General features: G+C 44.7%; 9 protein-coding genes. 5 read left to right on the forward strand and 4 right to left on the reverse strand.

The genetic code is table 11. The features are described 5' to 3' along the window. Positions 1-3 precede the first annotated feature (3 nt). The 5 genes from LJ707_RS08635 (at position 4) to LJ707_RS08655 (ending at position 8,863) form a co-directional block, all read left to right on the forward strand. Positions 4-1,005 carry a glycoside hydrolase family 43 protein gene (locus LJ707_RS08635; protein ID WP_228950404.1) on the forward strand — a complete coding sequence of 334 codons (1,002 nt, stop codon included), beginning with the start codon at positions 4-6 and terminating at the stop codon, positions 1,003-1,005. 8 nt (positions 1,006-1,013) lie between these two features. Then, a complete protein-coding gene (locus LJ707_RS08640; protein ID WP_228950405.1) occupies positions 1,014-3,365 on the forward strand; it encodes a glycoside hydrolase family 127 protein in 2,352 nt (783 codons plus the stop codon). 4 nt (positions 3,366-3,369) lie between these two features. Further along, positions 3,370-4,350, forward strand: coding sequence for an arabinan endo-1,5-alpha-L-arabinosidase (locus tag LJ707_RS08645; protein WP_228950406.1), 981 nt, complete (start codon positions 3,370-3,372; stop codon positions 4,348-4,350). 193 nt (positions 4,351-4,543) lie between these two features. After that, complete coding sequence (locus LJ707_RS08650; RefSeq protein ID WP_228950407.1) at positions 4,544-5,443, forward strand: hydroxypyruvate isomerase family protein; 900 nt, start codon at positions 4,544-4,546, stop codon at positions 5,441-5,443. A 39-nt stretch (positions 5,444-5,482) separates the two neighbouring features. Further along, positions 5,483-8,863, forward strand: a complete 3,381-nt coding sequence (locus LJ707_RS08655) for a ThuA domain-containing protein (RefSeq protein ID WP_228950408.1) — start codon at positions 5,483-5,485, stop codon at positions 8,861-8,863. A gap of 58 nt (positions 8,864-8,921) precedes the next feature. Here LJ707_RS08655 and LJ707_RS08660 read toward each other — a convergent pair whose 3' ends face one another. The 4 genes from LJ707_RS08660 to ychF all read right to left on the reverse strand — a co-directional run bounded on the left by LJ707_RS08660 (position 8,922) and on the right by ychF (position 13,413). Further along, entirely contained in the window at positions 8,922-9,443 is a 522-nt protein-coding gene (locus tag LJ707_RS08660; RefSeq protein ID WP_228950409.1) for a hypothetical protein, read from the reverse strand. Between the two features lie 28 nt (positions 9,444-9,471). Beyond that, on the reverse strand, positions 9,472-10,083 hold the full coding sequence (locus LJ707_RS08665) for a papain-like cysteine protease family protein (RefSeq protein WP_228950410.1): 612 nt from the start codon (positions 10,081-10,083) through the stop codon (positions 9,472-9,474). 146 nt (positions 10,084-10,229) lie between these two features. Further along, positions 10,230-12,002 (reverse strand): DUF885 domain-containing protein, encoded by a 1,773-nt coding sequence (locus tag LJ707_RS08670; RefSeq protein WP_228950411.1) that lies wholly within the window; start codon positions 12,000-12,002, stop codon positions 10,230-10,232. A gap of 310 nt (positions 12,003-12,312) precedes the next feature. Continuing rightward, on the reverse strand, positions 12,313-13,413 hold the full coding sequence (gene ychF / locus LJ707_RS08675) for a redox-regulated ATPase YchF (RefSeq protein WP_228950412.1): 1,101 nt from the start codon (positions 13,411-13,413) through the stop codon (positions 12,313-12,315). Positions 13,414-13,479: the final 66 nt, after the last annotated feature.

The raw sequence follows: 13,479 nt of genomic DNA on the forward strand, positions 1-13,479 counted from the left end.
CAGATGAATATCAAATTTTTAAAGGTATATGTGTTAATGGCTTTAGCCTTTGGTCAGCTAAGCGCTGCTGGCCAGTCGGCCAAAAAAGGTAAGGGTGCCGATGTGCCTGATACCCTGGCGCGTAACCCCATCATAAAAAATAAATATACTGCCGATCCGGCTGCCTTTGTTTATAAGGATAGCGTTTACCTGTATACCGGGCACGATTCGCCGCCTCCCGGTAAGGATTATTATTACATGAGCGAATGGCTTTGCTATTCGTCTGCTGATATGGTGACCTGGAAGGAGCACCCATCGCCATTAAACGTAAAGGAGTTTAAATGGGCCAAGGCTGATGCATGGGCGTCGCAGGTAATTGAGCGTAACGGCAAGTTTTACTGGTACGTAGCGGTTGAGCATGGTACTATCCATGGTAAAGCCATCGGCGTTGCCGTGTCTGACAGTCCGACCGGCCCGTTCAAGGATGCCCGTGGTTCGGCGCTGATCACAAATGACATGACCAAGCAGACAGGCATCACCTGGGATGATATTGATCCATCAGTAATTATTGATAATGACGGGCAGGCTTACCTGTTTTGGGGTAATACGGTTTGCTATTATGCCAGGCTAAAACCCAATATGACAGAGCTTGACGGCCCTATACAAGCCATTACCGGCCTGCCAAACTTTACCGAAGCGCCGTGGATACATAAGCACAAAGGCTGGTACTATCTGTCATACGCTTACCAGTTTCCTGAAAAAATAGCCTATGCCATGAGTAAAAGCGTTAATGGCCCGTGGGTATTTAAGGGTATTATTAACGAGGTGGCAGGTAACTCTAACACCAACCACCAGTCGATAATTGATTTCAAGGGTAAGTCATATTTTATCTATCACAACGGCTCGCTGCCAACCAATGGAGGCAGTTACAGGCGGTCGGTTTGTATTGATTATTTGTACTACAATGCCGATGGAACCATACAAAAGATACAAATGAGTACGCAGGGTGTTAAACCTGCAAAATAGTTTACGTGATGAGGGTATTGAGCGTGCCGTTAATGGCGGCGGTTATTTTAGGGATTAGCTTAACTAATGTAAAAGCGCAGCGCGTTCAGCAATTCCCTGTATCGCAGGTGAGGTTGCTGCCGGGACCTTTCATGTCGGCTCAGCAAACTGATCTGAAATATATTCTGAAACTGGATGCTGACCGGTTATTGTCCCCATACCTGCGCGAAGCAGGGCTTATACCCAAAGCCAAAAGCTACACTAACTGGGAGAACACCGGGCTCGACGGGCACATCGGCGGGCATTACCTTTCAGCGCTTGCATACATGTATGCCTCAACCGGCGATAAGCGTGTAAAGGAGCGGTTGGATTATATGGTAGCTCAACTTGCCCTGTGCCAGCAAAAAGATGGCGATGGCTACATTGGCGGTGTTCCGGGCGGCAAGGCCATGTGGGCACAGGTGGGGGCAGGAGATATCCGGGCCGATAACTTCTCTCTCAATAAAAAATGGGTGCCGCTATATAACATCCATAAAACCTTTGCCGGGTTGATAGATGCTTACCGTGTTGGTGGTAACCAGCAGGCCAAAACTATACTGTTAAAATATGCCGATTGGGCTTACAAGCTCACATTTAAACTAAGCGATGCGCAGATACAACGCATGCTCACCAGCGAACATGGCGGCATGAACGAGGTTTTTGCTGATGTTGCTGCCATAAGCGGAGATAAAAAATATTTGGAACTGGCCAGACGCTTCTCGCACCGTAAAATATTAAACCCGTTATTGCACCGTCAGGATTCGCTCACGGGCGTACATGCCAATACGCAAATACCCAAGGTTATAGGCTACATGCGCGTGGCCGAACTGGCGCATGATACGGCTTGGGCAAACGCCGCTGACTATTTTTGGCATGATGTGGTAGAGCATCGAACCATATCCATAGGCGGTAACAGCGTGAGCGAACACTTTAACCCGATAAATGATTTTTCTGGGATGATAGAAACCCGCGAAGGGCCAGAAACGTGCAACTCGTATAACATGCTCAAGCTTACGGGGCATTTGTTTTTATCAAAGCCATCTGCAGTATATATGGATTATTACGAGCGCACGCTATACAATCATATCCTTTCCTCACAAAATCCTAATGGTGGCTTTGTTTACTTTACGCCGATAAGGCCGCAGCATTACAGGGTATATTCAAGTGCGCAGCAAAGTTTTTGGTGTTGTGTAGGCAGCGGGCTTGAAAATCATGGCAGGTATGGTGAATACATTTACGCGCATGGGGCAAAGGATATTTTTGTGAACCTGTTCATCCCATCAACTTTAAATTGGGCCGAAAAAGGATTACAACTTGAGCAAAATACTGAGTTGCCTTATAATGATGAATCAACCATTAAAATCACTATAAAACAGCCGCGAAATTTTGCATTACACATACGCTGCCCGGCCTGGGTAAAGGATGGTGAAATGCAGGTTTGGCTCAACAATAAACCGGTAAAGGCTGACCGCAATACCGATGGCTACATCGCCATTAACCGCAAATGGCAAACCGGCGATTTAGTAAAAGTAAAACTCCCTATGCAAACCAAGGCCGAGGCCTTGCCCGATGGCTCTAACTGGGTATCATTTGTACATGGCCCGGTAGTACTTGCCGCCGCTACGGATACCACACAGCAAAACGGATTATTTGCCGATGATAGTCGCATGGGGCATGTGGCCGGTGGGCCATTACGTCCTTTAGATGAAGCGCCATTAATAATAGCCGAAAGGAATAGTTTAGCCGCAGCAGTACAGCCTGTTAATAACCGTAAATTAGAATTTACGGTTAATGGTATCGATCAGCCTCAGTATAAAAACTTAAAGCTGGTGCCTTTTTACAGCCTTTACAACACCCGCTACATGTTGTACTGGCCGTACACCAGCAAAGCCGGGTTAATCGCCATGAAGGATAGTATCCGCAAAACCGAAGATGCCAAACTAAAACTGGATACCATTACCGTTGACCGCCTCACCGCGGGCGAACAGCAACCCGAAAACGACCACGCCTTTAAAGGAGAAGAAACCTGGACGGGTATTTACAAGGACAGGCATTACCGTACAGCAAGAGGGTGGTTTAGTTATATGCTTAAAAACCCGGGCAACTTAGCCAAAGCTTTAACGGTAACCTACAGCAAAGCTGATAACCGTGCCTTTGATGTATATATTGACGGTGAAAAAGTACCAGCGGCAAAACTTGGTGATGCTGATGGTAAAGGGTTTTACACAGCCGAATATGCTATACCGGCGACAGTAAAAAGCAAAAAGAATTTTGAACTGATATTCAGGGCGCTGCAGGGTTCACAAACAGCGGATGTTTTTGAACTAAGGCTGATTAAATAACCACATGAAAAGTATTGCTAAACCGGTTGTTATTTTTGCCTTGCTGATACTCTCCCTTGCAGCAGTGGGGCAGGGCCTGAAAAAGGATATCTCCGTGCATGACCCTGTGATGATTAAGCAGGATAGTGTATACTACATCTTCTGTACGGGCAATGGCATTGCGGTTTGGTCGTCAGTTGATATGCTCAACTGGAAGCGTGAAAAACCCGTATTTGCCGAAGCGCCCAAATGGGCTGTTGATACTATTGCCGGTTTTAAGGGGTACATATGGGCACCTGATGTATCTTATCACAATGGGCAGTATTACCTGTATTATTCAGTCTCCGTGTTCGGTAAAAACACCTCGGCCATTGGTGTAGCCACCAATAAAACATTGCATCCTGATAGTCCCGGTTTTAAATGGGTAGATCATGGCTTGGTGATCCGATCGCATCCCGGTAAAACCAATTGGAATGCCATCGACCCTAATTTGATCACAGATGATAAAGGCACACCATACCTCGCTTTCGGCTCCTTTTGGGATGGTATTAAAATGGTAAAGCTTGATGCTGACAGGCTGACTTTTGCAGAGGATATTGCCGGTATATCAACTATAGCCAGTCGTAAAAAAGATGCCTCATCAGGAGCGGCTAATGCTATCGAGGCGCCGTTCATCTTTAAAAAAAGCGGGTATTTTTACCTGTTCGCCTCGGTTGACTATTGCTGTAAAGGCCCGGAAAGTAATTATAAAATGATTGTGGGGCGGGCAAAAAATATAAAAGGCCCTTATACGGATAAGCAGGGCATTGCCCTTATCAAAGGTGGCGGTAGTTTAGTATTACAGCCGGATAGTAACTGGTATGGTGCCGGGCATAACGCGGTGGTAAGCTTTAATGGTAATGATTACCTGGTGTTTCACGGGTATGACGCGCATGACAATGGCAGGCCAAAACTGAGGATATTAAAACTGACATGGAAAAAAGGCTGGCCTGAAGTTTTTAACTAAGTATTTTTAATGTTACATTATAATTTTACTGTGCTGTTGTAACCTCAAATTAGCTGTTTATTGCATAATATTGACCGAATTGAATACTATTTTTTGATATGAAAGCTAAAATAGTAGTTTTGACAATTATACCTTTTATTGTACATTTAAAAACCATCCGTTAAACCCAGGTATATAACCCTTTACTCAAAAAATGAAAAGCGAAAATCACAACTCTTCATCCCGCAGAGATATGATAAAAAAAGTGGCTGCCACCTCGGCAGCAGCCTTTGTTGGCCAAAGTTTATTTAACCGTGTATCAGCCGCAGAGGCACTGCTCAGCGATGATTTGAAAGGACACATCAACCACTCCGTATGCCGTTGGTGCTATGGCGATATCTCATTGGATGACCTTTGCAAAGGTGCCAAAGCCATGGGCATTAAATCAATTGACCTAACCGGGCCCGAAGAATGGCCTACCTTAAAAAAATACGGCTTGGTTTGCGCGCTTACACAAGGCGCGGGCAAAGGCATTGGCGAGGGTTTTAATAACCCCAAACTGCATGATGAACTGGTGAAAAGCTATGAAGAGGTGATACCCAAAGTTGCGGCAGCCGGTTTTAAGCAGATCATATGTTTTTCGGGCAACCGTAACGGTATGGATGATGCCGAAGGACTAAAAAACTGTGCCGTTGGCCTTAAACGCCTGATGCCGATAGCCGAAAAACATAACGTGGTAATGGTAATGGAGCTGTTAAACAGTAAGGTTGACCACCACGATTACATGTGCGACCATACCAAATGGGGCGCCGCACTGTGCGATGCCGTAGGCTCAGAATACTTTAAGCTGCTGTACGATATTTACCACATGCAAATTATGGATGGCGACGTAATTGCTACCATCCGTAAATACAATAAGTACTTTTCACACTACCATACCGGTGGTGTACCAGGCCGTAACGAGATTGATGAAAGCCAGGAACTTTATTATCCGGCTATCATGAAAGCCATTGTTGATACCGGTTTTAAAGGTTACGTAGCGCAGGAGTTCATCCCTAAAAGAAAGGATAAATTGGCCTCGTTAAAGCAGGGTGTTCAAATTTGTGATGTTTAATTAAAGGCTTAAAACGCCATTTCATAATAAACAAGTTGTATGTTTAAAACTGTTTACCACAAAGTATTATCATTAGTACTTATAACCGGCTGTATATCGGCCGTTTTTTATGCCTGTAAAACGGTATCACCGCAAAAGGGCTCCAATAAAACACCAAGAATATTGGTGTTCAGCAAAACCAAAGGCTGGTACCATACCTCTATACCAAAAGGCATTGCCGCATTGCAGGAGTTAGGCAATAAGAACGGCTTTATTGTTGATACCACTAAAAATCCCAATTATTTTGTTGACGACAGCCTGAAAAATTACAGTGCTGTAGTGTTTTTAAGTACCACCATGAACGTGCTTAATGCCGATCAGCAGGTGGCTTTTGAACGTTATATTGAGGCCGGCGGTGGTTACGCGGGCATACATGCCGCTGCCGATACCGAGTACGATTGGCCTTGGTATAATAAACTGGTAGGCGCTTACTTTAGCAGCCACCCAAATAACCCGAATGTGCGTGCCGCGGCTATTGATGTGCTGGATACTACCCACATATCAACCAAAGGTTTGCCAAAGCGCTGGGAACGTACCGACGAATGGTATAACTACAAAAATATTCAGCCCGATCTGAAAGTGTTGGCTACTTTGGATGAGGATAGCTACGAGGGCGGTACCAACGGTGCCGAGCACCCTATTGCCTGGTACCATGAGTTTGATGGCGGCCGCGCGTTCTATACCGGTGGCGGCCATACCGACGAGAGCTACAGCGAACCGTTATTTTTGCAGCACGTATTGGGCGGCATTAAATACGCCATTGGCAGCAATACCCCGCTTGATTATTCAAAAGCTTATTCAGAGAAAAAGCCTGAAGATAACCGCTTTACCAAAACCGTCCTGTCAAATGATTTAAACGAGCCGATGGAACTGGCCGTAGCGCCTGATGGCCGTGTGTTTTTTATTGAACGTGCCGGTAATTTCTATGTTTATACCCCATCAGATGGTAAAACTACGCTGGTATACAAATTCCCGGTTAAGGCGGTTGATGAATACCTTAACGGTTTGCTGGGCATGACCATCGATCCGGATTTTGCTACCAACAACTTCCTTTACTTCTTTAACACCGCGCAAGCGGATGGTAAAACCAAGCAGCATATTTCACGCTTTGCCATCAGCAAGGATAACGTGCTCGATCTGAAATCAGAAAAAGTACTGATAGAGATACCTATCGAGCTTGAAGTGAGCGCCCACACCGGCGGTTCATTGGCATGGGACAGAAACAAAAACCTGTTTATCTCAACCGGTGATAATACGGTGCCTTTCGAGTCAGAAGGTTACGCGCCGATAGACAAGCGCCCAAACCGTGTTACTTTTGACGCGGAGCGCTCGGCAGGTAATACTAATGACCTGCGCGGAAAGATCCTGCGTATTCACCCTGAAGCTGACGGTACTTATACCATCCCTGAAGGAAACCTGTTTAAAAAAGGTACACCTAATACCCGCCCTGAGATTTATGTAATGGGCTGCCGTAACCCTTACCGTATGTCGGTTGATACGGCCACCTCATTTGTTTACTGGGGCGAGGTAGGCCCGGATGCCGGTAATGATGGCAAGCAAGGTCCGCGCGGTTATGACGAGTTTAACCAGGCCCGCAAACCGGGCAACTATGGCTGGCCATACTTTGTAGGCGACAGCAAGCCTTATAAGGATTACGACTTTGCTACAAAAGTGATCGGTAATAACTTTGACCCTAAAGCGCCAAAAAACACATCACCATATAACACCGGTTTAAAAGACCTGCCGCCTACTACAAGCGCCATGGTTTGGTACCCATACGCATCGTACTCAGAATTCCCGATGCTGGGTCAGGGTGGCCGTTGTGCTATGGGGGGGCCTGTTTTCCATTTTGATCCGAAAATTCAATCGGCCAATAAACTGCCTGAGTATTTTGACAAAGGCTGGTTTGTGTACGATTGGATGCGTAACTGGGTGTTTGTTATCCGTATGGATGAGAACCACAACTTTAAACGAATGGAGCGCTTTATGGAAACCAATGGCGATTTCCGTCGCCCGGTTGATATGGAAATTGGTACTGACGGGTCGATCTATATGCTGGAGTACGGTTCGGTTTATGGTATTGACAACGTGGATGCCCGCCTGGTACGTATTGACTACAATGGTGGTAACCGCGCGCCGTTCGCTAAGATTGATGTTAAGGATACCATTGGGATAGCGCCTTACAAAGTTGCATTCAATCAAAAAAGCTTTGATTATGATGACGAGGATAAGCTGACCTACGAATGGCATTTTGATGGCGACCAAGCAGGTTCAACCGAACTTAACCCTACCTATACTTTTACCAAAAACGGTACCTACAACGTTACCCTAAAAGTTACCGACAATGCAGGTAAGAGCAGTGTAGACACGGTGAAAGTGGTAGTAGGTAACACTATACCGCAGGTAGCTATCACTACTGATAAAAACGGTACCTTCTTTACCCCGCAAACGCAAACCCTGAAATATAAGGTTGATGTTAAGGACAGCGAAGATAAAACCGTCGATCCTAAACAGGTGCGTGTAGTATTGAATTACATTGCCAAAGTACAAAGTAATAAATCATTGATCGGCCACCAGGCATTAACGCCAACTTACAATTACGGTAAGGAATTGATTGCCAATAGTGATTGTAAGGCCTGTCACCAGGTTGATGCTAAATCTGTAGGCCCGTCATTTGTGGAGGTAGCCAAACGTTATGCTAATGATAAAGGCGCCGTTGATAAACTGGCCGATAAGATCATTAAAGGTGGCGGCGGTGTTTGGGGCGAGCACTCAATGGCTGCGCATCCGCAACTGTCAAAACCTAACGCGCAGGAGATTGTGAAATACATACTGACGTTGAATAACCGTAAAGAGGATGTTATACTGCCTGCTCAAGGCAGCATAACCTTTGATCAACATCTTAAGAATGCTGATGAAGGCCGTTACATCTTATCAGCCGCTTACACCGATAAGGGAGCTACAAATGCGCCTAAACTTACCGGTGGTAAAAGTTTGATTTTTAGACCGGCCAAGGTTTACGCAGGTGAGGCCGATGTGCATTATAACATGAGCGTGCAGGGTAAAAAGATAGGTGAAGTAGGCAATAAGGCTTTCTTTGTGCTAAAAGACGTTGATTTGAAAGGCATAAACGAACTAACCTACCGTTACTCATCACTTAACCGTGCAGGTACTGTTGAGGTGCATGTAGGCTCAGTTAAAGGGCAACTGATCAGTACACTTAATTTTACTCCAACCGGTGATTGGAACAAACACAATGAGCAAAGTACAACGGTTACTGATCCGGGTGGCCGTAACGATCTGTACTTTGTATTCATTAAAAAGGATAAACCAAACCAGCACCTTATCAGTGTGGATTGGGTAACTTTTGGCAGCAAGTAAAATAACTTACCCATAATAAACAAAAAGGCTGCGCAAACATGCGCAACCTTTTTGTTTATTATTGAAAGGGATCTTGATTTTTACTTTTATATATCTCAACAAGGCGCGATATTGCCTTTTCTACACTTTGGCGTCTGTCCTTTGGGAATATTATATCAAAACTATCTTCATAATCAGGCTTGTCTGATATGCCATCTGTAACAAGCACCCTTTTTAAATTGGATGTAAAGTTAATGGTGAGTATCATAAGGTCTTCGTTAGTAAGTTCATACGAATCTGCAACTTTTATAGACTTAAAGGTATGCCAGGGTATTTCAGAGACGGTAGATTTAATATCTACAAAATCTGTACTACCATCCTCTTTATAATTCGCCATAGTAACAATACTGTTATTGCTGCATTTAACATTGGTTATAACGGTAACATCACCATCTGTGTATATTTTTTTACCTATCAGTAATTTAATAGTCGATTCTAAATACTGAAAGGTTTGAGCTTCTGTAGCTTTTGACTGGCCAAACCCCCAGTTTGTTGATAATAAAAATGCAATAATAAGTAGCGACAGTTTACAGGTTTTCATGTTTAAAGGTTATTGGTTTGAAAGATTATTAATTAATTCTGATATACCAATGTGACATTATCAGATTGGCGAGGTTGTTGCCAGGATATTCAACTCTACCAAGTGTTGAAATATTTTGTTGACTTGGCCATGGATCGCGCACAATAATTGTTTGTATTTGTGGCCCGGATGGTGTTGCATAGTAGCTTACAGCAGTAATTACCACCGCATGACCCGAAGATGGCCCGGAGCGATAACCTACTAATACCGGCCTTTGTGCTTGGAGCTCATTTATAAGAAATGTAGGAGTTGGCGCTCCCCAATAAACAGATGATTGTACAATGTAGGTACGACCATTGTTGTCAATGTTACTGTTATTTAAATTAGCAGTAATAACAGGAATACTTCCTGTCCAATTGGGTAAATTTCCATAAGGATCAGATCCGTAACTTCTTTGTACAATCTGATCCTGACGGATGTTAATGCCGTAATAGTTGAATATCATTTGTAATGACGCCGCCCAGCACCAGTTAGAATTTACTTGTGCTGCCGAGTAATAATTAAATGTATTTGACGGTATACCAACATACTGTAATTGTGCAAAAGAATTTCTGCTGCAAAGAGAAATAAAAATGAGTAGTGAAATTTTTAAAGTTTTCATGATCAACAGTTTAGGGTGGTTTATTGCATGAAGTTAATTAAAACTTATAGGAATATTACAATAGTTTATTATAATATTTTTGATAATAAAAGCAAAAGGCCTGAGTTGATAAAACTCAGGCCTTTTTGTGTAACTTGATATAAAGCTTATTTACGCTTATTTTCCATCGGGATAAATTCATCCATTACTGCCTGGCGTATCAGCTTGGGTGGTAGTAAACCTTGGGACAGTATGAAATCATGAAAGCGCAGGGTGTTGAATTTACTGCCCAGTGCTTTCTCTGTATCCTTACGTAATTGTATCATTTTGGTAAAGCCGTAAAAATAGCTGTTAGCCTGGCCGGGGGCGCGGTTGGTATAGCGCTCCACTTCCTGCTGTGCAAACGCGTGCGATTGTACCACATCTTTCATCAATACATTCAGTGCCTGCTCCTGGGTGATCTTTCCGGCCTGTAGTTCCGGATCGAGAAAGGCACGGGCGGCGCGCAGCAGGCGATAATCCAGTGATACCAGTTGTCCTTCCAACGGCATATAAGGTTTGGTGATGTACTCGGCATACAAACCCCAGCCCTCGGCATTGGTAGAGTTGAAGGCATACAGCGAACGCGCGGTTGATACACCTTCTTCAACCATCTTATCAAACTGTAGTTCGTGGCCTGGTCGTGCCTCGTGGGCTACCAAAGTCCATGATGCGGCATCGAAGGTAAAGTCATCGTACTTGTCGGCTTTCTCACCCGGTTTGGGTGGCATATTAAGTGGCAAAACAAATACACCGCGCTGGCCGGTATTGTTCAAAAATGGCGGCGGTTGCATGTACGGCGCCGGGCGCTGTGCCGTTTCTGCCTCGGTAGCCAGGCGGATGATGGCCGGGCGGTTAGGCAGCGTAACCAGTTGCTCCTTACGGATAATATCTTCAACACCTGCAAGAGTACGCTTGTATAACGGCATTATCGAATCGCCATGTACCTGTGCCTTTTTCAATTCGCGCATTACATCACGATAATCGGTTGAGGCCAGGTTACGCTTTTTCGCGATCTGTATGGCAATGTCCTTCATCTGGTTCTGTATATCCGTAAAAGCGGTATGGGCTATTTTGGCAACCTCGGCAGGAGGTATGTCAATACCATAACCCTCTAATTCCATAGCATATTCCTCGGCAGGTAAACGGAAATCGGTACGGGCTTTGGGTAGTATGGTGGTCTTGGTCCATTCGTCAAAAGCTAATAGTTGCTTCTTGAGCTGGTTGTAGGGTTTTTCCCAGCCTTTTAATTCATACTTTTTGCATAGCTCGGCAATGCCCTCAACCACACTCGCATTGCGCGACAGATCAGTTTCCATGCGTTGTTTTGCCGGATAGATCATGTTCGGCTTTGCCATTTGCTGCTGGGCGCGTTCCTTCAAAATATCAACCATCGGGCGGTATCCTTTTTCTAAACCTGCGTACTTGCGTAAACGTGCCACCGCCGCTGCATGGCGCGAGGCTTCAGTTTGCTCATCAAGCAGCGCTTCTAAACCGCCGTAAACCGAAGTAGTCGGGTTATAAAACGGTACCTTGCGGCCACGGCTAAAATCCTGCTGGCGGAACCCTAATTTAAGGTGGTCTATCAATATTTGCAGATCCTGCTGTACATGTATCTCCTTTTTGGTTTGCAGGGCTTTAGTATAGGCATTTACCAGCGCCTCTTCATCCTTGCGTTCGGCCAGGTCATTAGCCAGAGTAGGTATAGCGATTAGTGTATCATACTGAGCCAACCCCTGCGATGAGCCATACTCCGGCGAGTACTTTTTATCCAGTTCGATCAGCATCTGCGTGTACTTGTCAGATGTTTTTACCCAGTCTTTGTTGTGCTGGGCTTGTACCGCGGCAGGCAGCAGCGAAACAGCCAGCGCAGCGGTAAATAAGTGTGAAGGTTTTATCATGTATGAGTTATTATCAGTTAAGGTAAGATGGCGATTTACAAGATAAGTTACAAAAAGAAAGCCACCCAAAGGTGGCTTTTATGTTACATTAATTATTTCGTTGTTTATCTGTCATTTCGACGAGGTACGAGGAGAAATCTGTCGCTTGATTATAAACGCGGATAGATTTCTCGCTATCGCTTCGAAATGACAAGTGAAAAAAGAAACGCGTCATTGCGAGGTACGAAGCAATCTCTTTATGCTATTACACCGGAATATCCCGAAGAGATTGCTTCGTGCCTCGCAATGACGTTAAAGTGGTTAGATGCGCTTACACATTAAACCTAAAGTGCATAATATCACCATCCTCAACTACATAAGTTTTGCCTTCAACAGATAGCTTGCCGGCTTCTTTACAGGCGGCTTCTGAACCGTAGTGTACAAAATCCTTGTACTTGATAACCTCGGCGCGGATAAAGCCTTTCTCAAAATCGGTATGGATAACACCTGCGGCCTGCGGAGCTGTAAAGCCCTGGGTGATGGTCCACGCGCGAACTTCCTGCACACCGGCGGTAAAGTAGGTAGCCAGGTTAAGCAGTTTGTAAGCGGCCTTTATCAGTTTGTTAACGCCCGATTCGGCAAGACCAAGATCTTCCAAAAACATCTCGCGCTCCTCGTAAGTTTCGAGCTGCGCGATTTCAGATTCTATCTGTGCAGATATAATCAGCACCTCGGCATTTTCTTCCTTAACCGCTTCGCGTACGGCTTCAACATAGGCGTTACCGGTATTTACCTCGGCTTCGCCAACGTTACAAACGTACATTACAGGTTTGGCGGTAAGCAGCCATATATCAGCAATGTGTTCCTTATCCTCTTCTTCAACAGGAGCAGTACGTGCCGATTTGCCCGAAAGCAGGTGATTTTTATAAGTAGTTAATACTTCAAAAGCTTTTTTGGCTTCCTTATCATTACCTACTTTGGCAGCCTTTTCAATCTTTTGGATCTTTTTCTCTATTGAGTCCAGATCCTTTAATTGTAGTTCGGTATCGATGATCTCTTTATCGCGGATCGGGTCAACCGAGCCGTCAACGTGAATTACGTTATCGTTATCAAAGCAACGCAATACGTGGATAATGGCATTGGTAGCGCGAATGTTGGCTAAAAACTGGTTGCCCAAACCTTCGCCTTTACTGGCTCCTTTAACAAGGCCGGCAATATCAACAATTTCGATAACGTTAGGCACTACGTTTTTTGGATTTACCAGTTCGGTAAGCTTGGTAAGGCGCTCATCGGGCACCGTAATTACACCCACATTGGGCTCAATAGTACAAAACGGAAAGTTGGCAGCCTGCGCCTTCGCGTTTGATAAGCAATTAAAAAGTGTTGACTTGCCCACATTCGGCAAACCTACTATACCACATTGTAAACCCATTTGAAATATCTAAATACTAAATTCTAATTTATTGAAAGTCAGTAACTGGCAGTTATGCCTGCAAGC

It is taken from the genome of Mucilaginibacter sp. UR6-1, from assembly GCF_020880975.1.
Classification (GTDB): domain Bacteria; phylum Bacteroidota; class Bacteroidia; order Sphingobacteriales; family Sphingobacteriaceae; genus Mucilaginibacter.